Here is a 20,253-nt window from a genome sequence, read left to right as displayed (position 1 = left end):
TCAAGAGGATATCTCCTCACCGAGGGGAGCGACGCCTCATGGCTGGTGCCCCTCCGCTCGAACGCCGACTCGATCTCGCAGCGACATTGGGGACGATCGCCATAATACAGGAAGAGATCAAGGCGCCCGCCGACGGAGGCGGGGCGTGACCCTGACCCGGCGCCTCATCCTCATGGTCGCCGCCTGCATCACGCTGGCGATCATCACAATCAGCGTCGTGTTCGGCTGGCTCGGACGACACGCGCTCATCGAGCAGGCCGAGGCGCAGGCGCAGGCCGTCGCCCGCATTGTCGCCGAAAGCGCCCGCCTCACCGAGATATCGCTGGAGGAGATGCAGTCGGTCCTTGTCGACGATCTCTCCACATTGGCTTTCGCCATTGCCAGCATGCCGGCGCAGGCCAGTCCGGACTTCGGAAACCTGCTCGCGGAAGTCGCTGCACGCGGCAATATCTCCTCGCTTTGGCTCGTCGACAAGGACCTTACGGTGCTGGCAAGTTCCGTTGGCGACTATGGAGCGGTGGTCAGCGGCGAGAGCCTTCCAGACGGCCTGCCTCGTGCAGCGCTGGATGCCTTGACGAGCGGCCGCCGCTTCCGCCTGCCGCTCGGCGGAGCGATCGACGGCGTCCGCTACGTCGGCGTGCGTGTGGACGGCGGGCGGGCGCTGATTGCCGGCCAACCAGATGCCGTTCTCGACCCGGTGCGCGCCGCCAACAGCCTGCCAGTTCTCCTGGCCGCGCTGATCAATCGTGACGGGATAAGGGCGATACAGGTTTTCGACGACGCGCAGGTATCGATGGCTTCGGTGGGCGACGACATGCCGGCGGCCGCCGGCAGGCTCGCGGCGAGGGCGATCGAAGGCACCGCCGCCGACTTCGACTTCGGGCAAGGTCGTCTTCTCGTGGCCGCGCCCATCCGCGATACGGCCGGCATCACCATTGGCGCAACCGTCCTGTCGATGTCGACGCAGCGGCTGGAGGACATGCTTCTCGACTATCTCTACTACGGCATGCTTGCCGCAGGTCTCGTGCTTGCGGTCGGCGTCGGCGTCGCCGGACTGTTTGCCGGCCGCATCGCCCGCCCGGTCTCCGCAATGACCGCGGCCGCAACGCAAATCGACAGCCGCATCTTTCGCCCGGAAAGCCTGAACACGCTTGCCGGGCGGGCCGATGAGCTCGGCACGCTGGCCCGCGTATTCCAGCACATGGCAATCGAGGTCCAGGCTCGCGAGGAACATCTCGAGGCCCAGGTCCGCGCGCGCACGACGGAACTGGAGCAGAAGAACAGACTGCTGGAGGAATCCAAACGTCGGGTCGAGGCGGAGCTCGATGCGGCACGCTCCCTTCAGGCCGCAATCCTTCCGCAGGGGCTGCCCGCGCACCCTTCCTATGCGGGCAACGCGACGATGATTCCCGCCCGCGAACTTGGCGGCGACTTCTACGATTTTTTCACCATAGACGACCGCCATCTAGGCATCGTGATCGCCGACGTTTCGGGCAAGGGTGTGCCGGCGGCGTTCTTCATGGCGATCTCCCGCACCGTGTTGCAGTCCAGCGCGCGTGAGAACCGCTCGGCCGGCGCCTGCCTCGCGGCGGCGAACACGATGCTGTGCGGGCAGAACCCGATGGACCTGTTCGTAACCACCTTCTACGGCATTCTCGACACGGAAACCGGCACGCTGACCTATGCCAATGGCGGGCACAACCCACCAATGGTCATCCGGCGCCAGGACGGCAGCGTGCAGGACCTGCCGCGCACCGGAGGCGTAGCATTGGGGGTGGCGCCCGGACTTGATTATGCGGAAAAGAGCGTGATCCTGACGGAGGGTGACACGCTGTTTCTGTATACCGACGGCATATCGGAGGCGATGGACGGCGAAGGGAGGGAATTCACCGAGGCGCGTCTGCGTAGCGCACTGACCGATGCGCATAGGCTGACCGTCGAACTCGTGCTTGCCGATGTCACAAACGCTGTCGGCGATTTCGTCGGCGCCGCCGAACAGTCGGATGACATCACCTGCCTTGTCATCCGCTACAATGGTCCGCGCAGCAGCCAGTCCTGATCAGAGGCGCGTCAGCGCCTCGTCGCGATTCTCCGCCACGGCGAGAATGCTGAGGAAGCCGGAAATCTCGAACACATCCCGGATATGCGGCTGCATGCCAGCCAGTAGGAACGCGCTGCCCGACTGCTTCAGGCGCTTGGCCACGACGAGAACCACCCGCAAGCCCGCGCTTGAAATGTAGTCGAGCTTGCTGACATCCAGAACGAAACCGCCATCGCCCAGTTGACTAAAGAGTTCAGTCTCGACAGCGGAAGAGTTGCTGCTGTCGAGCCGCCCCTGCAGGCTGGCGACGGTCGCGTTGCCCACCCTTTCGAATGTGATGCCCATGACAAACCTGATTCCTGTTGAATCCCGGAAAGGACAATTGTCTCTTGTCTCCGAAAGGTAAAGATTCCACGCAAGCTGGAAGCGAAGTGTTCCGTTAGGACGACAAAACTTCGATCCGCGGCGGGGGTAGACCATCGCCGGCCATTGCAGACGAGTCGGAGTCCGCCGGCGATGCGGAAAATTAACGCCGGTGCTCATAGTCTTGCTGCCTGCCTTCAGGTAACGGCGTCGAGCCGGTTTCAAGGCAAGGTGACGAAACAGCGGCTATCGGCACGCTGCCGGATTTCCGCTGCGCTTCGGAACAAAATCTTCACGTTTTCTCTCCACATTCCATGTCTTGGCTGCAAAGGCTGCGAACCTGCCTCTGCGGCAGGATGGCGGTTCTGTCTACGGGCCTCTCATCCGACGACTGGCACAGGGGACGAATGTGGGCGTAGATCAACTTCCAGGCTGCTCCTGCCGCGACATCAGCCACCTCACCGCGGGCATCATGGCATTCAAGGCCAGCCATTACGGGCGTGAAGCTGGCCTCATGCAGTCGCTCGTCGAGGACGGCCAGGCGCCGGCAACCCTGATGATCTCGTGTTCGGACAGCCGGGTGGATCCGGCCATCCTTTCGGGCGCGAAGCCGGGTGAACTGTTCACGGTGCGCAACGTCGCCAATCTGGTTCCCCCTTATCAGCCGGGTCCCTCGCTGCACGGCACGGGCGCGGCTATCGAATATGCGGTCCGCGACCTCAAGGTCGACCACATCGTCGTGATGGGCCACGCTCATTGCGGAGGCATCAAGGCGCTGATCAACGGCGCCAGTGGCCAGCGTATGGCGCGGGACTTCATCAACGACTGGGTGGAAATCGCCATCGATGCCTGCAGGCTGCACGTCAATGACCCCGATACCCAAGGCGGACGACGCGAAGTCTCGCTGGATCTGCTGCGGGAAAACGCCTTCCTGGTGGAACGGGCGGCGATCGCCGGATCTCTCAAGAACTTGCTGACCTATCCGTGGCTGCGCGAGCGCGTGGATGAAGGAACACTGCAACTGCACGGTTGGTGGTTCGACCTCGAGACAGGAGATCTGTGGCAGACGAGGGCGGGCGAGAGCATCCCCCTGTTGCCTGTGAGTTAGCCCCCAACCGCCGACCAGCCTGGAAGACTGTCGATGCGCCGTCCGGACACTCTTCTCTATTGGATAGACGAAGTGCCGCCCGCGCGCTTCGCACTCGGCCTGGCACTGCAGCAGGCCGCCTTCCTCGGTGCGCTGATGGCCGTGCCCGCCCTGTTTGCCCGCACCACAGGCATGGATCACATCCAGTTCCTCAATCTCGCGGCCTGCAGCCTGATCTATTCGGCAGCGGCATTGCTTCTCCAGTCGCTTGGCCGCTTCGGCATCGGCGCCGGCATATTTCTTCCCGTCCAGGGCACGACCTCCGTATTGCCGATCCTTGCCCTCGCCACGGCGACATCGGGGCTTCCCGGTGGCTTCGGCATGTTCGGGATCTGCGGCCTGTCGATGATCATTTTCAGCTTCATCATCCGACGCCTGAAGGCGATCTTCACGGTGGAAGTGGCCGGCCTTGCCATGTTGTTGATCGGTTCCGGCATTGGCGTGATCGGGCTGAAGCTGATTTTCTCCGTGGATGACGGGGCTGGCCCCTCCCCCCAGCGTATCGGCATCGCGGCAGCGACGCTGGCGGTGATGGTCATCTGCAATGTCTGGGTGAAGGGCACTCTTCGCTTGTTCGCCACCGTCACCGGGTTGGGCGTCGGCCTCCTTCTCAGTTTTGCGGCCGGCATCGTGCTGCCCTCCGATCTCGCGGTTTTCAACAACGCCAGCTTCTTTCGCCTGCCCTCCCTGCAGCAGTTCGGCTGGCAGTTCGACCCGGACTTGTTGGTGCCGGCCATCGTGACCGGCTTTTCGCTGTCGCTGACCTCCATGGGAGTGCAGATCGCGGCGCAGCGCTTCAACGACGCCGACTTCTCGCGACCGGATTTCGAGTCCATCGGTCGCGGCGTGCGCGCCGAAGGGCTGGCGCAGATATTCGCCTCGGCCATCAACGCGCTGCCGATGGTCGCCAGCGGCGGCGCGGCGAGCCTGGCGCTTGCTTCTGGTTGCACCAGCCGCCATCTCGCCGCCTGGACCGCGGGCCTGCTGCTCGTGATTGCCCTTTGCCCCAAGATCATCGTCGCGTGGATGATCCTGCCGCCCGAAGTGCTCGGCGCACTTTTCCTGTTTCTCTCGTCCTTCGCCACGATCGGCGGCATCCAGATGATCGGCTTGCGGATGCTGGACAACCGCCGCACGCTCGCCATCGGTATACCGATGCTTGTCTTCCTGACCTATGGCGATATCCGGGAAAGCCTGGACAACATGCTCCCGGTCGCCCGCTATTTCGATTTTTCCCAGTTCGCGCTCGTGCTGACTTTGGCGGTGATCCTCCAGTCCATTTTCCGCATCGGCATCGGTCGCCGGACACGCAGGGTCTTCACGGTTGCCTCGACGCATTTCGACGAAATGATCGAATTCATCGAAAGCCAGGGCCGCATCTGGGGGGCACGTCACGAGTCGATCAAGCGAGCCGAACTCGCCTCCTGGCAGACCTTCGAATTGTTGATGGACAACCACATGCTCGCCGACGACTGCGAGACGGTCGAGATCGAAACCAAGCTGGACGAGCACAACCTGACGATCTTCGTTCGCTACAAGGGGACGCTTTCGGAACTCTCCAACCGGCGCCCGAGCGCGGAAGAGATGATCGAGGATGTCGATGCCCCGCGCCACATGGCCGGCTATCTCATCAATCGCCTTGCCGACGGCGTCCGGACGCGAACGGTGGGCAACCAAGCCGAGCTGCGCCTGACATTCAAGGATTGAAGAGGGCGGACAACGGCGATGAAGACTACCAGGCCTCGGCCCCAGCGAACGCCTTTGCCTCAGGATGAGGCCGGCATACCCGCGACGCCGCCTCGCGCGGACGCGAAACCGGGCGGCGGCGAGAAGGTCGACATAGGCAAGAGCTATGACACCTATTTCGCCTCCGGCCTCTACCAGTCGCGTTACCCCCGGCCGAACAGGCGAACCCTGCGCACGCTGGAACAGCTTCTTCCCATCGAGGGCCGCCTTCTCGACTACGGTGCCGGCGAGGGACGCTATTGCCTTAGCCTGGCGAAATCGCACGCGGCTCACGTCGTCGCCGTCGACATCAGCACCACCGCACGCGTCACCCTGGCGAATCGCGCGCGCGACATGAACCTCGCCGACCGTGTCGTGATATGCGAGCCCGGCGATGCGATTTATCGCACCGAGGTCAGCGAGGATGGTGGTTTCAACGTCGCCTTGCTGGGCTTCGGTGTGCTGGGCCATGTGGCCGGGCGCTCTCGGCGCATGGCGCTGCTCCTGGAACTGCGCGACGCGCTATTGCCGCATGGCCACCTGGTTCTCGGTCTGCCCAATGCGATGCGGCGTTTTCGGGCCGAGCAAGCCCGATATGCACCCCGCGTGCAGGCCGGAGAATTCGAAGAAGGTGACATCCAGTACGAACGGGTGTCCGACGCAGGCACCGTTCCGCTTTTCTACCACCTTTTCCACGGGGGCGAGATCCAGGCCGATCTTACCGAGGCGGGCTATGTGATCGAGCGGATGACGAGCGAAAGCATGCTGCCGGAGACCGTCGTCACGAAATCGAAAACGCTGGCGCTGATCGACGACCTGGCATGCAGCGCGCTGCCCGCCGACCTGGGCTACGGCTATCTGGTGATCGCGCGTCCCCGAAACTGAACGAGCCTGGCCTGCTGGCTGATACGCGTCGTGACCGTGATGACAACGATCGTGCAGTTAGACAGTTGAGCGGGTCGCCGTCGAATCGCCGGAGCTGCCCCGGCAATCCCCTGTCGCTATCGCCACCGCTTCACATGGTCGACCAGGGCCCGAAGCTTCGGGGCAAGGTTCCGACGGTTGGGGAAATATAGGAAAAAGCCTGCAAAGGGCGGGCAATAGTCTTCGAGCAGAGGCACCAACTGGCCGGATGAGACATAGGGCCTGAAGGTCTCCTCCATGCCAAAGGTTATCCCTCCGCCCGCGCAGGCCGTACGGATCATCAGCCACATGTCGTTGGTGGTGATCTCCGGATTGACGGAGACGTCGTATTCGCGCCCTTCTTCGCCGAATTCCCAGCGGTAAGGTGCCGTCTGGGGTGCGGGACGCCAGCCGATGCAGCGATGCTGCGCGAGCTCGGACGGATGCGAAGGCTTCCCGAAGCGCTCTATGTAGGCAGGTGCGGCGACCACGGTCTGGCGCTGCTCGCCCGACACCGGGATGGCGATCATATCCTGGTCGATCACCTCGCCAAGCCGCACCCCGGCATCATAGCCCTCCGCCACGATGTCGAATTCCTCGTCCGTCACCGTCACATCGATCCGGACTGCCGGATAGGCGTCCGCGAAGCCGACCAGCAGCGGTCCCGAGATGAACCGTTCCGCGATCGAGGATACCGCGAGCCGCAAAAGGCCGCTCGGCGCGATGTCCCGATCCGCCGCGGCGTCCAAGGCCAGGCCGACTTCCGCAATGGCCGGCGCCACGCGCTGGAAAAGCTGCTCGCCGGCCTCGGTAAGGCTGACGCTTCGCGTCGTGCGCTGGATCAGCGCGACGCCAAGGCGATCTTCGAGGCGACGGATGGCCTGGCTTACCGCCGGGCGCGTCACACCCACATGCTCGGCGGCCGCGCGGAAGCTTCGCATCTCCGCGACGGCCAGAAAGACAGAGATGCCCGTGAGATCGGCAGCCATTGGTAATGTGAGATTACCGACCTATTCACGATTAGGCAAATTGTCATCCTTTCCAGTCGTCTTTAGCTTCCGGTCAGCAGAGTGACATCCAGGAGCCCGACCATGCGACATGCATTTGCAGTCCTGATGACCGCCACACTCTTGAGCCCATCCGTACATGCCGAGGAGCCCGCCTTGCGAACCAACCATCCCTATGCCGGCATGTGGGTGACCGACGATGGTCGTGTCCGCCACGAGCTCCTGCCCAACGGCCGCTATGTCGAAGCGCGCGGCTCACGCGAGCGCGCCTATGAAGGCCGTTACGAGGTGACCGGCACGCATATCGAATATTGGGACGACACCGGCTTCACCGCCGACGGCGACTTCGTGGACCCCGACACCTTGCATCACGGCGGCATGGTATTGCGCCGTCGAGCGGATCCAGTCGCAAGGCCCTGACGCCCCCCAAGCAGCGGAAGCGACGCGCATGCCTCTAGCGGCTGGACAGTCGGGTGTCTGAGGTCTGACGTCCTCGAAGGCCGTCCAAGCTTCGCCACGGCAGGGCCGTCACGTTCGGGCCCGCCAGTCGTAGCGCCTCACGTAATCGAGAAACGCGCGCATTGTAGCGCTCGGGAGGCGGCGGCTCGGATAATACAGAAACCAGTGCGGCAAGGTCGGGCTCCAATCGGAGAGGAGCTCCACCAGCCCGCCGTTCAGGATATGGGGCTTGGCATAGTCATCGAAAATATGGGCTATTCCTTTGCCGGCCAGCGCCGCCTGCAACTCATTATGCGCCGAACTGACCATCAGGCGGCCCTTGGGAGTAAGCTCTATCTCTTCGTTTCCGTCGGCAAATCGCCAGGTGACCAAAGTGCCTCCGGGAAATCTCCGCTTGATGCAGTCATGACTGACGAGATCGTGCGGTACCTTCGGTTGCCCGTGCTTTTCGACGTAATCCGGTGACGCGACGATCGCATAGCGAAGCGGCGGACCAAGCGGCAGCGCGATCATGTCCTGCGCCAGCTGCTTGCCGAATCTGACGCCTGCATCGAAGCCCTGTTCCACGATGTCGATAACCGCCGCGTCGCTGATGATTTCGATGCTCACCTCGGGATAGGCATCCATGAAGTCGAATGCCAACGGGCAAAGAAAATGATCGACCGCTGGCGCGGGGGCATTGATCCGGAGCGTTCCGGACGGAGTGTCCCTCAACTCGTCGACTTCCGCGATCGCTAGCCTGATGTCGCTCAGCGCGGGCGCCAACCTCTCAAGGAGACGTTTCCCGGCCTCCGTGGGAGACACGCTTCTCGTCGTGCGATTGAGGAGCCGGATGCCCAGGGTCTCTTCGAGCGCGTTCACCGTTTGGCTCAGCGCCGATGACGACACGCCGCGCTCGAGCGCCGCCGCCCGGAAGCCACCGCAGCGGACGATCGAGACGAACACATCAAAGCTGTCCAGGCGAACAGGATTCATTGGGAAGTATCCCTAATCAAGCTGATCACATTTGCACGTCTTATCCGATCAATCGTCTGATGTCATGGTGGGTGCGAGTTAAACATCGCGCCCTGCCTGCTTCCCTTCGCCAGCCATTTTCGGCCCGGGGCAAATGAAGGAGCAGGAGCGCGCCGCAGCAAGAAGGGAAAACCGATGAGTGCCTTTACTCTCAACAGACGCGCCATCATGCTGTCCGCTGTCGCAGGTGCATCGAGCATGGTCGTCCCGGCTTTGGGCGGCTTCGGCAGCGCGAATGCCCAGGCCGCGCCTTCGCTGAGGGGCAATGCCGGTCACTATCGCTTCCGCGTCGGCGAGATCAGCGCGACCGTCTTGAGCGACGGCGTCATAGGCGCCCCTCCGCGTGTCTATGCAAGCGACGCGCCCGAGGCGGAGCTGGAGGCGGTGCTGCGGCAAGCTTTCCTTGCGACCGACCATATGACGCTGAACCTCAATACGCTCCTGATCGAAACCGGCGGGCGGCGGATTCTTATCGAGGCCGGCGCCGGGGAGACGATGGGTCCGAACGGCGGCCGCATCTTCGAAAACCTCGCGGCGATTGGCCTGGGCGCGGCAGATATCGACACGATCGTCATCTCGCACACCCATCCAGACCATGTCGGCAACCTCCGCACCGCTGACGGCGGCAGGGCTTTCCCCCGCGCGACGGTCTTCATGCCGAAGGCGGACTGGGATTTCTTCGTCCGCGCCGATCCGGATCTCTCCTACATGCCGGTGCCCGAAGAGTTCCGCCTGCGCTTCGCGGCGAACATCAAGAACAGCCTCGAGCCAGTCATGAATAATGTCGAGCTCTATGAAGCCGGTGCCGAGATTGTGCCGGGTCTCACGACCCTCGTCGCATCCGGTCACACGCCGGGCATGGCAACCTTCCTCGTCCACTCTGGCAGCGATCAACTGCTGCTGACGGCCGACCTCGCCTATCACCCGGTCGTCAACGTCGACAATCCCTGGCTGCCCGGACCCGATCGCGACAAGGAAACGGCCCTCGCCTCCCGCCGGCGCATCTTCGACAGGGCTGCAACCGACCGCATTCCGGTGCTCGGCTTCCACTTCCCCTTCCCCGGCCTTGGCCGGATGCTGAAGACAGATGGCGGCTACGCGTGGGTTCCCACCAACTGGCAGTTCTGAATTCAGCGACAGCCGAGCAGGAGACCTCTCATGACCTCGTCAAACATCAATCGTCGCAGCTTTCTCGGCACGGTCGGCGCAACGGCAACCGGCCTGGCCCTCGCCGCCCCGACCACCGTGGCAGCGCAGGCCCAAGCTACCGGCCCGGCGGCGTCGACCTCCGGAACCAACGCCGAGGTGCTGACCCGTACCGTTCCCCGCACCGGTGAACGGGTGTCCGCCCTCGGCCTCGGCACCTTCCTGACCTTCGACCTGAAGCCCGGCGACAGCCGCGACGCGCTTCGTCAGGTCTTCGAGCGCTACGTCGCAGCCGGCGGCCGCGTCGTCGACACCTCACCGCTCTACGGCTCGGCCGAAGTCAGCGTCGGCCAGTTCATGGGCGAGTTCGAAGGGTCCGGCGAGATGTTCCTCGCCAACAAGGTTTGGGCCACGGGCGAATATCTCGGCGACGAAAGCCATGCGGTCGAGAGCTTCCGGCAGTCGCGTTTTCGCACCTGGCGCGACACGATCAATCTCATGCAGTGCCACAGCATCACCAATGCGCCGGTCATCGTCCCGCTGATGAAGTCCTGGAAGAAGGAAGGCCTGATCCGCCATGTGGGTGTGACCCATCACGAATCGGCTGCGCAGGAGCAACTCCTGGCGATCGTCGAACGCGACGACGTCGATTTCATCCAGACCAACTACTCGATCTTCAACCGCGATGCCGAGCGCCGCCTGCTTCCTGCGGCCGCCGCCAAGGGCGTCGGCGTGCTGATCAATCTGCCGCTCGAAAAGGCACGGCTGATGAAGGTGGTCGAGGGACATGCGCTTCCCGGTTTCGCCGAGGAGTTCGGCGCGACGAGCTGGGCGCAGTTCTTCCTGAAATGGGTCATGGCGCACCCGGCGGTCACCAGCGCACTTATGCGGCACGTCGAACCCGGATCACATGAGCGACAATGTCCAGGCGATGACCGGGCCGCTTCCCGACGAACGCATGCGCGCCCGCATGGTCGCTCATATGGAGACGATCCCCGGCTTCGGCTCGATCGGTTCCATGCCCTGGTATCCCGGCAAGGAGAACATGTACTCCGGTCTGATCCGGGAGGCGCAGGCCAACGCCGTGCGACGACTGCAATGACCGATCAGTGCATGCGATGCCCCTGAGTTCGAGACCTGGAGACCGACCTTGCCGTCAAGCCGAAGATCCCTGTTGATCGCATTTCTAACCCTGCCTCTGATCCACGCCGCCCGAGCGAAGGCATTCGCGCAAGCGGGCCCTGAACTTCCTCTGACCCTGGAATGTCGCGACGCAGACGACCTCACCCTCGAACGGGAAGCCGGTCCGTTCTTCAAGCCGAATTCTCCGCACAATCGCGAACTCCATGCAGACGCCCTGGACGGTGAACGGATAACGGTTGCCGGATTTGTCCTCGATAGGCGCTGCCGGCCTCTCGCCGGATGCCTGGTCGAAATCTGGCATGCGGACGAAAACGGCGAGTACGACAGCGTTGGCTTCCGCCTTCGCGGACATCAGTTCACCGACGTGCAGGGGCGCTGGTGGTTCAACACCATCGTGCCCGCGCTATATCCCGGCCGAACGCGTCATTTCCATTTCAAGGTCCAGAGCCCGGGTGGCCGCGTCCTCACCACCCAGCTTTATTTTCCCGGCGAGGCTGGAAACGTCGGAGATCGCCTCTTTCACGAGACACTTCTCCTCGACATGAAGGAAACCGGCGACGGACGGTTCGGACGTTTCGATTTCGTCGTTTGAATGAACCAAGTCCGTTCGGCCGGAAGGTGCCGGCAGGATCGGCACCCCGGGCGACTTGCCAAGATGGCGGGCTAGCTCAGGCATTGAAGCCGGCGTCCACATTGAGGACCGCACCCGTAATCAGACTTGCGGTGGGGCCGGCAAGGAACGCGACGGCGCTGGCGACCTCACCGGGCTCGCCAAATCGACCCAGTGACGTCAGGCTCCGCTGATAGTCGGCATTCTCGCCATTGGCCGGGTTCATCTCCGTATCAGTCGACCCCGGCAGAACGAGGTTCACGGTAATACCTTGGGGGCCGAGTTCGCGCGAAAGGCCTCGTGTGAACGACAGAAGTGCCGACTTCGACATGGCGTAGGCCGTCACCCCGGGGAATGGAACACGCTCGGCAAGTGAAGAACCGATGGAGACGATCCGGCCTCCTGACGATAGGTGAGGGATCGCTGCCTGGGCGAAGAGGACTGGTGCGCGAACGTTGATATCAAGCATGGCTTGTAAGTCGGCCAACGACAGGTCCGCGGTCATCCCGGCCGTTCCGATGCCAGCGCTGTTGACCAGAATATCAAGACCTCCAAGCGTCTCGACAGTCTCGGTGACGGCACGAATGATGGCTTTCGGGTCGGCACTATCCGCCTTGATGGCAAGCCCGCGCCGGCCTTTCTCCTCGATCGACCGAACCACCGCCGCAGCCCGATCCGCTGAGCGCTGATAGGTAAGCGCGACATCGGCCCCATTCTCGGCGAGCGCAATCGCGATCGCAGCCCCTATTCCGCGTGAGCCACCGTTCACCAGAGCGCGTTTTCCAAGCAATTCCATAATCGTTCCTTTTATGCAGTGATCGATGCATTAATCTGTAGATCCATTGCAAAGCGTCGTCAACTGATTTATGCATCGTTCGATGCATAATAAATTCCCAACCTCTCCGGAGCACCCGACGCCGACAGGTCCCACCCGAGGTCGGCCGCGGGAATTTGATCGCCTGGCTGCGCTCGCAGCCGCGACAAGGCTGTTCTGGATCAAGGGATACGAGGCGACCTCAATCGCTGATCTGACGGATACGATGGGGATCGGAACGAAGAGCCTCTATGCGGCCTTCGGCTCGAAGGACGCGCTCTACGCGGAAGCGCTCCAATACTATTACACGACCTACCAGGGATTGGTCTGGACCCGTTTCCAGAAGGCCACGACCGCGCGAGAGGCGGCTCTGGCGTTTCTCCAGGATTCCGCCGTGGCCATGACGGGTGGCGATTGCGATCTGCCGCATGGATGCATGGCGACGCTCGCCACGGTGGGCAGCGAAGGACATTCCGAACTCGGCGAGTTCATGCGAACCACCCGTGCAGGGGGCTTCGATCTCCTCAAGGCCCGTTTCGACAAAGCAAAGGACGACGGGGATCTCCAGGCCACGGCAGACACGACCAAGTTGGCGAGGTTTGTGCAGACCGTACAAAGTGGCATGGCGATCCGCGCCCGTGACGGAGCGGATCGCGCCGAACTCGCGGCCATTGCGGAGATCGCCCTGGCCGGCTGGGACCAGATCACGGCCACGATTGATCACGGGATACAGGACAAGACCTGATCCTCACAGAAGCGACACGCTATCGCGACAGCGGCTGCCGGCGGTCGTGGCACGTAAACGGCGGCAGGAGGCAGCGCGGGCCGGAAGAACCGGAGGGTCTCCGATAAACTGTTCAGCATGCCTGATCCTCAGAGGAGGCCTGGCGCCAACTGGTTCTCCCAAGCAGCCGCCAGATCAGCATACCGACAATGTCTCAACCGCGAGGACGAAGAGCAGGAATTTAATGGCCAAGGCTGATGCGTTGATGTCGGGGATCGACTGCGCGGCCACGTAGCCCGCAATGAGGAACACACCATTCCACAGGGCGATGCCCAGCAGAGTGCCGGCCGCAAAGCGCCACGCATCCAGGCGAACAAGTGCAGCAGCCAGCGGCGCGACGAAACGGACAGTCGGGACAATCTGCGCAATCAGGGACAGGCTCCGGTCATGCGCCCGCAGCGAGCCCAGCATCCTGTCGATGCGTTCCGACGGCAGGCGCAGGAGCCGCCCAATTCCATACAGAAGCTTGGCGGACATGTCCTGCCCGACAGCCCGGACGACGAGAAACAGGGCCAGACTGGCGAACAAGCTTCCGCAGGTCGTCATGATGAAAGCGGCGGGCAGCGACCAACTTCCTCCGGCCGCGGCAATGCCGATCGCAACCAACATACCATGGGAGGGCAAGGCAGGTATGAAACGTTCCGCCAGCCCTGCAGCGAACAAGCCAATCAGTCCGTAGAGTGCAATCCAGTCGACGAGGCTCCCGAGCGGGTCCATCCCTCAGGCCTTCGCGGCAAGACTGGACCCGCTCTGACTGGTGTGGAGAGATGTTGCCGCCGCAGCGGCGAAATCTACAGCCGCCAGCGTTTCCGACACGTCCCAGAGCCGCCGGGCGACGTGCAAATCCAGTGCGGCTGCCGGGATTGCCGCCTCGCTCGGATAGCCGCGTGTCTCGGAAAACCTGTCGGGCCCGTAATACCTGCCGCCTCTGGCGTCAGGTGACGTGGCTGCGAACAATGTGGGCAGAGCTCCCTGCGCCGCCGGCTGAAACAGAAACCACAGGAACGATCGCAACAGTCCCTGAGCACTGTGCCTGCCCGGGGCGTTGTGCAGAAGGTCGGTTCGCGAAATCCCGGGATGGGCAGCGATACTCGTCAGGCCCCAGCCGGCTTCGTCGCTCCGGCGCTGGAGTTCCAGGGCAAACATGAGGCAGGCGAGCTTGGATTGCGCATAGACCGGCATGGCCTGATAGGCCTTTTCGGCCTGGAGATCCTCGAAGTTGATGGCGGCATTCCGGCGCACGGCGATACTGGACAGGGTGACAACGCGAGGGTCCTGCCCACGCCTCAGCAACGGCAAAAGATGCGCACTCAGCGCGAAGTGGCCGAGATAGTTGGTTCCGAACTGAAGCTCGAAGCCGTCCGCCGTGGTCTGGCGTTGCGGCGGCGCCATGACGGCGGCATTGTTGATCAGCGTGTCGATCCGCTCGCGGCGCTCGCGCAAGCGCTGCCCGAATGCGGCAACAGACATCAGATCCGCGAGATCGACAGGTTCGAAGCTCACGCTCGCGTGGGGCACGGACTGTCTGATGCGGGCGACGGCGTCGCTTCCCTTGCGAGGGTTTCGCCCGGCGATGATGATGTCGCCGCCTGCGCGCGCAAGCGCAAGTGCATCGTGAAAGCCGAGGCCACCGGTGCCCGTAACGACGATTGTCCTGCCGCTCTGCGACGGCATGTCTTGAGTGGTCCAATTCTTTCGCATCTGGAACCCTTTCGTAGCTTTACGCTGAAGCCGTCTGGAGAGGCTGCAATACGGCCTCAGCCAGTGCCGCCTCGCGCATCGGCGCTGCCTTGTCCCGGTAGTCGGCGTCCATTGCCATGGCAGCGAAAGCCCGGCGGTTGGGGTAGCGGACGAGGGCCACGGCGTCCCAGGCTTGTCCGGGCTCCGCCGAAAGCGCCGGGAGGCCATCGCCCACATAGACGATCTCCGCCCCGAAACGGGCGACGATCGGCGTGGCGACGGTCAGGTACTCCATGTATCGCTCCCTGCCGCCGTCCTCTCGGAACCGCAGGAGATTCAACATCACGATGGCTTGTCCGTCGTCTTCGTCCAGGAAGTCTTCGAGTGCATTTTCAATGAGAGTAAGCATGCCAATCTCGGGTCTGTGGTGATGGAAGGAGGCCGCCTGGGTCCGGTCGTTCCCTGCGGCTACTTTCGAAGGAAATCTGCGACGCGCTGGTTCGCGACCAGGAAGGCTAGACCGGCCAATGCGCTGCCGGTCGGCACGATCAGCAATCCCAGCCCCAAGCCGTTGGAAATGCTCGCCGCATTAGCTGCGTCGCTGATGATGCCGACGAGGACTGGCCCCAGCGCCGGGCCGACCAGGCCAATGCCGATCATCACAAGGCTCGATGCCTGCGCCTGCCGGCCAGGGCCGGCAACGAGATGCGCGGCGCCGAACCCCCAGGGCATCATGAAGGAGAAGGACAGCATGCATGGGACGAGAAGCGCGATCGACATCCATCCCGCGGGCATGAACAGCGCGGCTGTCGTCGTCAGACTGGCAAGCAGCAGGAGAATTGCCGGAGGTCCGAGGACCTTGCCCGTGCCGGATCGTACGACGCGGTCAAACCAGCGGCCGCCACCCAACGCGCCCACAATGCCCATCAGCCCCTGCAGAAGCCCGAAGGAGAGGCCCACTTCGCTGGCACTGTAGCCGTGGGAGCGAATGAGAAACGGCGCGATGAATGCGTAGAACGGTGCCGAAGCGAAGCCGATGAATATGGCGCCGGCGAACAGCCAACGAAATGGCGCAGTAGCCAGCAGATTGAGTGCGGTACGCAGGAACGGCTCGTTGTCGTCCGCAGGACGACGGAGGGGCGGGGTAGGACCGGCGACAAGGGTCGTCACGAGCCCGATCACGATGCCGATCGCCCCGGCACCGATCAGCGCGGTGCGCCAGCCCAGGGTGTCGGCGATTGCGCCGCCGGCGGCAAAGCCGGCCATCGTGCCGAGCGGGATCCCCATGGCGAACAATCCGATGACGAAACCACGTCGTTCGGGCCGGATCCTTCTCGCAATCAGCGCATGTCCGGCAGGGACCGCGCCTGCCTCGCCAAACGCGACGCCAAATCGGGTCAGGGCCAGAAACAGGAAGCTTGCCGCGAATCCGCCGAGCGCAGTCATCGTGCTCCAGAGCAGGATGCAGGAGACAAGCACAAACCTCGGTGATCCTCGATCGGCCGCCCGTGCAAGTGGCAATGACAGAAGCGCATAGCAGACGGCGAATGCCAGGCCGGTGAGCAGGCCCATCTGTGTATCGCTCAAGTCCAGGTCGGCCTTGATGGACTCGGCCAGAATGAATGGCAGAATTCGATCGATCTGAGAGAACGCGTTGATGAGAACCAGAACAATGCAAATGGCCGAGAGGCGCCAGCCTTCGGCATATGCATCGCTGGGAATGTCAGCGTGATGGGATCGCGTTATCGCCGTTGCCGTTGATCGCGCTGATGTCTCTGTCATTCCTGGACTGCTCTCGCTTGTCGCCTAACAGGCTAAGGGGAGCGTCCAATGATCAGAATGCCCGAACCTTCAAGAAATTTGCCTAATCCTGCAAACGGCGTCTGCAGGCGGGTGGCGCGGCGGGATGCGTCGGCAATGACGACTACGTGATCGGCCGCTGCAGTTTTAGGCAAGTTTTTCCAAGTTTCAGGCATCCAGTGCCTGACGATGGTGAGCTTACATTCCTGGCGGAAACAGCGCAGCTCGCGTCGATCCGGACGCACAAAGCGCGCCTCAATCGTTCGATTTCATAGCGTCTTTCCGCTTCGGGCAATTCTGCCCGACCGCAGGATGCTCAGCGTTAGGACTGCCGATGAAAAAAGGACGCGCAATGGACAGTTCAGTCAAGCGATACGGCGCGTCCGGCCTGTCGTTCACAACCGTTGGCCTCCTGGCGCTCTTCACCACGGGGGCCTGGCAGTCGGCACATGCGCAAGCCGCCGCCGATGGCGAACGCCTGTTCCGGCAACGTTGCGCGTCCTGCCACAGCATCGACACGGGAGGTCGCGGGACAGGTCCTTCTCTGGCCGGAGTGTTCGGGCGGGAGGCGGGAAGCCTGACCGGCGCGCGCTACTCGCAAGCCATGCAGGACGCAGGCCTCGTCTGGGATGAAGAGACGCTCGACAGTTTCCTGGGCGACCCGCGCCGCACCGTTCCCGGCACGACCATGGCCGTTCGCGTCGCCGATCAGGCGCAGCGAGCTGCAATCATCTCGTTCCTTCGAGAGAGCAGCGACGGGGAGTGATCTCGAAAGCCACAAGCGCAACACGTACGCAAGGAGCCAACATGATCAATCTCAACGTCAACGGCAGAACGGTCGAAGTCGACGCCAGTCCCGACACACCGCTTCTGTGGGCCCTCCGGGACGAACTGAACCTGAAAGGCACCCGCTACGGCTGCGGCGCCGGGATGTGTGGCGCCTGCACGGTCCATGTCGACGGGCAAGCGACGTTCTCATGCCAGGTGATGCTTGGAGATACCGAAGGCAGCACCATCACCACGATCGAAGGTCTGTCGGCCGGCGGTGACCACGCAGTCCAGCAGGCCTGGATTGTCGAGCAGGTGCCGCAATGCGGCTATTGCCAGTCGGGCCAGATCATGCGCGCGGCCGCGCTTCTGGCACACAATCCCAAACCCAGCCGGCAGGAAATCGTCGACGAGATGTCGGCCAACCTCTGCCGCTGCGGGACCTATCCGCGCATCATCCGCGCGATCGAACGCGCGGCTCGGGAGAGCTGATCCATGACCGAGCCCTCACACCCCACGCGTCGCGGTTTCCTCAAGGGGGCCAGCGCCCTCACCTTCGCCTTCCTGGCCACGGGCGGCGTTTCTCTCCTGCCGACCACGGCCGAGGCACAATCGACAGCTGATGCCAAGATCAATGCCTGGGTGACGATCACCTCCGACAACCGCACGACCATCATGTTCGGCCCCGCTGAGATGGGCCAGGGCGTCAACACCGCCCTGCCGATGATCATCGCCGAGGAGCTGGATGCGGACTGGTCCACCGTCTCTTCCGAACAGGTCAGTTCCGATCCGGCGGGTGTCTATGGCAACCCCAATGCCGGCGGTATCCTCTTCGCGGCCGGCAGTTCGTCCGTGGAAGGCTATTTCTCTCACCTGCGGCAAGCCGGAGCGCAGGCGCGCCACATCCTGATCCAGATCGCCGCCGCGCATTGGGGCGTCCCGGCCGGAGAGATCACCACCCGACGCGGCACGATCTCCCACGCCGCAAGCGGATCGTCCATGCTCTATGGCGACGTCGCTGCCTTGCCAAGATCGGCCTGGCCAAGCGGCGAGATGCCGGAAGCCGAGCTCAAGCCGCGTGCCGAGTGGACCATCATCGGCACGGATGTCGAGCGGCTGGACATTCCCGACAAGACCACCGGAAAGACCGTGTATTCGATCGACGTGGAAGTGCCGGGCATGGTCTATGCCGTCGAGCTTTTGCCGCCGGTCGAGGGCGAGACGCCGACCCTGATCTCGGATGCGGCCACGCGCGCAGTCGACGGCGTGGTGGATGTGATCGTGATGGATCATGCCGTGGCCGTGCTCGCGCAGAGCTTCACCTCGGCGGTCGCCGGGCGTGACGCATTGGATGTCAGCTGGACCGAGACCTCGCCATTCCGCAACGCGAACAGCGCCGACGAACTGATTGCCCTGGCCGGGGCGGCCGACGACATGTCGGCCGATGCCGTTGTTTGGGCCTCTCGTGGAAACATCCCGGATAGCTTCAACGGCGCCGACGTCGTCACCGGCCGCTACACCACGGAACACGTCTATCACGCCCAGATGGAGCCGCTGAACGCTGTTGTATCGGTCGACGCGGACGGGATGGGCGCGGAGATATGGCTGGGCACCCAGAGCCAGACGGCTTCGATCATGGTGGCGGCCGCGGTCTTGCGCACCACGCCCGACCGCATCCGCTTCCATGCCATGCAGATGGGCGGCGCCTTCGGTCGACGGACGGTCTTCGCCCGTGAGCAGATGCGCGACGCGCTGCTGCTGTCGCGGGCTTCCGGACGGCCGGTGAAGCTGGTCTGGACCCGCGAGGACGATGTCAAGAATGGCTGGCTCCGCCCGGCGACTGTGCATCGCCTGGATGCGGCGGTGGACGCCGAGGGCTATCCTACAGCCCTACGCCACCGGGTCGCCTCGCCTTCGATCTTTCAGTTCGCGATGCCGGACCGCTGGAATCCGGAGACCCGCCGCGACCCCCTGGTGATGGAAGGCAGCGAAAGCTCGGACTATGCGTTTCCCGCATTTCAGGCGGAGCATGTCCTTGTCCCGCGGCAGTCGCGACTTTCTGCCTGGCGCGGGATTGGCTGGGCGCCCAACTGCTTTGCCCGGGAGTGCTTTCTGGACGAGCTCGCCGGCCGCGCAGGCGTAGACCCGGTCAGCTACCGGCGCAGACTGCTCGCCGGGTCGCCACGTGCGCTCGCTGTGCTCGACGCGGCCGTGGAGATGGCCGATTTCGGAAATGCGCCCGAGGGGCGGGCACACGGTCTGGCCTTTGCGGGCTACAAGAAGACGCTGGCGACAGGCGTGGCGGAGGTCTCCTATGAGGGCGAGCAGCTGCGCGTCCACCGCTTCTGGGCCGCCATCGATCCCGGAGTGGTGATCCATCCGCAGGCCTACCGCGCCCAGGTCGAGGGCGGCGTCATGTTCGGCCTGTCGAGCGTCCTTCGCGAGCGTTCGACTTTTACCGCAGGACAGATCGATCAGAATAACTTCTACGATTACGAGCCGATCCGGATGTCCGATATCCCTGAGATCGAAGTGCGGTTCGTAGAATCGGGTGAGGCACCCAGCGGTGGTGGCGAGATCGGCGTGCCCATGACGGCGCCGGCCATCGCAAATGCCTTGCGCGCGCTGACTGGCATAGCCGGGACTCATCTGCCCTTTCCGGGCGGTCGCGCCTGAGGGAGAGTTGGGCAAACCGCGCTACCGGCAGCCATAGTCCACGCCGCACTCGGATTGTCGCGCCTTTCGAGCGCGGCAGCCCTTGGGTGTCTGTCAGAGCAAAATGCAAGCAGCGCCAGCTCGTATCCACAGCGGAACATGGAGTGGGACAAGTCGCAGAGCGTGTGAACTCC

19 protein-coding genes and 1 pseudogene are annotated in these 20,253 nt (G+C 63.4%); 12 read left to right on the top strand and 8 right to left on the bottom strand.

What is annotated here, in order from left to right; genetic code table 11:
• The first annotated feature begins 145 nt into the window (after positions 1-145).
• The gene (locus tag LRS09_RS18750; protein WP_257808369.1) at positions 146-2,059 is read left to right on the top strand and encodes a PP2C family protein-serine/threonine phosphatase; all 1,914 of its coding nucleotides are present in this window, start codon (positions 146-148) and stop codon (positions 2,057-2,059) included.
• Here the strand turns inward: LRS09_RS18750 and LRS09_RS18745 are convergent, their stop codons facing one another.
• Positions 2,060-2,386, bottom strand: a complete 327-nt coding sequence (locus LRS09_RS18745; RefSeq protein ID WP_257808368.1) for an STAS domain-containing protein — start codon at positions 2,384-2,386, stop codon at positions 2,060-2,062. It abuts the gene before it with no gap.
• Between the two features lie 490 nt (positions 2,387-2,876).
• On the opposite strand from LRS09_RS18745, the gene LRS09_RS18740 reads away from it, so the two are divergent.
• From LRS09_RS18740 to LRS09_RS18730, 3 genes are read left to right on the top strand one after another with little or no spacing between them, the layout of a single operon-like run.
• Positions 2,877-3,512 carry a carbonic anhydrase gene (locus LRS09_RS18740; RefSeq protein ID WP_257808366.1) on the top strand — a complete coding sequence of 212 codons (636 nt, stop codon included), beginning with the start codon at positions 2,877-2,879 and terminating at the stop codon, positions 3,510-3,512.
• A 33-nt stretch (positions 3,513-3,545) separates the two neighbouring features.
• Positions 3,546-5,258 carry a solute carrier family 23 protein gene (locus LRS09_RS18735; protein WP_257808363.1) on the top strand — a complete coding sequence of 571 codons (1,713 nt, stop codon included), beginning with the start codon at positions 3,546-3,548 and terminating at the stop codon, positions 5,256-5,258.
• Positions 5,259-5,276: 18 nt separating this feature from the next.
• A complete protein-coding gene (locus LRS09_RS18730) occupies positions 5,277-6,161 on the top strand; it encodes a bifunctional 2-polyprenyl-6-hydroxyphenol methylase/3-demethylubiquinol 3-O-methyltransferase UbiG (protein ID WP_257808362.1) in 885 nt (294 codons plus the stop codon).
• 116 nt (positions 6,162-6,277) lie between these two features.
• Here the strand turns inward: LRS09_RS18730 and LRS09_RS18725 are convergent, their stop codons facing one another.
• Complete coding sequence (locus LRS09_RS18725; protein ID WP_257808361.1) at positions 6,278-7,168, bottom strand: LysR family transcriptional regulator; 891 nt, start codon at positions 7,166-7,168, stop codon at positions 6,278-6,280.
• Between the two features lie 102 nt (positions 7,169-7,270).
• Here LRS09_RS18725 and LRS09_RS18720 point away from each other — a divergent pair, with 102 nt between their 5' ends.
• Positions 7,271-7,606 carry an Atu4866 domain-containing protein gene (locus LRS09_RS18720; RefSeq protein WP_257808360.1) on the top strand — a complete coding sequence of 112 codons (336 nt, stop codon included), beginning with the start codon at positions 7,271-7,273 and terminating at the stop codon, positions 7,604-7,606.
• A gap of 108 nt (positions 7,607-7,714) precedes the next feature.
• Here LRS09_RS18720 and LRS09_RS18715 read toward each other — a convergent pair whose 3' ends face one another.
• Complete coding sequence (locus tag LRS09_RS18715) at positions 7,715-8,620, bottom strand: LysR family transcriptional regulator (protein WP_257808359.1); 906 nt, start codon at positions 8,618-8,620, stop codon at positions 7,715-7,717.
• 174 nt (positions 8,621-8,794) lie between these two features.
• Here LRS09_RS18715 and LRS09_RS18710 point away from each other — a divergent pair, with 174 nt between their 5' ends.
• The 3 genes and pseudogenes from LRS09_RS18710 (at position 8,795) to LRS09_RS18700 (ending at position 11,540) form a co-directional block, all read left to right on the top strand.
• The gene (locus LRS09_RS18710) at positions 8,795-9,787 is read left to right on the top strand and encodes an MBL fold metallo-hydrolase (protein ID WP_257808358.1); all 993 of its coding nucleotides are present in this window, start codon (positions 8,795-8,797) and stop codon (positions 9,785-9,787) included.
• Positions 9,788-9,817: 30 nt separating this feature from the next.
• A pseudogene (locus LRS09_RS18705) lies at positions 9,818-10,907 on the top strand (aldo/keto reductase).
• Between the two features lie 48 nt (positions 10,908-10,955).
• Positions 10,956-11,540: an intradiol ring-cleavage dioxygenase gene (locus LRS09_RS18700; RefSeq protein ID WP_257808357.1), complete on the top strand. Its 585-nt coding sequence runs from the start codon at positions 10,956-10,958 to the stop codon at positions 11,538-11,540.
• Between the two features lie 76 nt (positions 11,541-11,616).
• On the opposite strand, the gene LRS09_RS18695 is transcribed toward LRS09_RS18700, so the two are convergent.
• Positions 11,617-12,357, bottom strand: a complete 741-nt coding sequence (locus LRS09_RS18695; RefSeq protein WP_257810257.1) for an SDR family NAD(P)-dependent oxidoreductase — start codon at positions 12,355-12,357, stop codon at positions 11,617-11,619.
• A 79-nt stretch (positions 12,358-12,436) separates the two neighbouring features.
• Between LRS09_RS18695 and LRS09_RS18690 the strand changes: the two genes are divergently transcribed.
• Entirely contained in the window at positions 12,437-13,117 is a 681-nt protein-coding gene (locus tag LRS09_RS18690) for a TetR/AcrR family transcriptional regulator (protein WP_257808356.1), read from the top strand.
• Between the two features lie 174 nt (positions 13,118-13,291).
• On the opposite strand, the gene LRS09_RS18685 is transcribed toward LRS09_RS18690, so the two are convergent.
• The 4 genes from LRS09_RS18685 to LRS09_RS18670 are packed head-to-tail and all read right to left on the bottom strand — an operon-like array spanning position 13,292 to position 16,618.
• Entirely contained in the window at positions 13,292-13,873 is a 582-nt protein-coding gene (locus tag LRS09_RS18685) for a DedA family protein (protein ID WP_257808355.1), read from the bottom strand.
• Positions 13,874-13,876: 3 nt separating this feature from the next.
• Complete coding sequence (locus tag LRS09_RS18680) at positions 13,877-14,857, bottom strand: SDR family oxidoreductase (RefSeq protein WP_257808354.1); 981 nt, start codon at positions 14,855-14,857, stop codon at positions 13,877-13,879.
• A gap of 19 nt (positions 14,858-14,876) precedes the next feature.
• On the bottom strand, positions 14,877-15,245 hold the full coding sequence (locus tag LRS09_RS18675; RefSeq protein WP_257808353.1) for a DUF1330 domain-containing protein: 369 nt from the start codon (positions 15,243-15,245) through the stop codon (positions 14,877-14,879).
• 59 nt (positions 15,246-15,304) lie between these two features.
• Complete coding sequence (locus LRS09_RS18670; protein ID WP_257808352.1) at positions 15,305-16,618, bottom strand: MFS transporter; 1,314 nt, start codon at positions 16,616-16,618, stop codon at positions 15,305-15,307.
• A 370-nt stretch (positions 16,619-16,988) separates the two neighbouring features.
• On the opposite strand from LRS09_RS18670, the gene LRS09_RS18665 reads away from it, so the two are divergent.
• From LRS09_RS18665 to LRS09_RS18655, 3 genes are read left to right on the top strand one after another with little or no spacing between them, the layout of a single operon-like run.
• On the top strand, positions 16,989-17,402 hold the full coding sequence (locus LRS09_RS18665) for a c-type cytochrome (RefSeq protein WP_257808351.1): 414 nt from the start codon (positions 16,989-16,991) through the stop codon (positions 17,400-17,402).
• 41 nt (positions 17,403-17,443) lie between these two features.
• Positions 17,444-17,896 carry a (2Fe-2S)-binding protein gene (locus LRS09_RS18660; RefSeq protein ID WP_257808349.1) on the top strand — a complete coding sequence of 151 codons (453 nt, stop codon included), beginning with the start codon at positions 17,444-17,446 and terminating at the stop codon, positions 17,894-17,896.
• 3 nt (positions 17,897-17,899) lie between these two features.
• A complete protein-coding gene (locus LRS09_RS18655; protein WP_257808347.1) occupies positions 17,900-20,080 on the top strand; it encodes a molybdopterin cofactor-binding domain-containing protein in 2,181 nt (726 codons plus the stop codon).
• Positions 20,081-20,253: the final 173 nt, after the last annotated feature.

The organism is Mesorhizobium sp. J428 (assembly GCF_024699925.1).
GTDB lineage: Bacteria > Pseudomonadota > Alphaproteobacteria > Rhizobiales > Rhizobiaceae > Mesorhizobium_A.
Note: the sequence above shows the minus strand (reverse complement) of the source record. Positions and strands in the feature narration are given on the sequence as shown.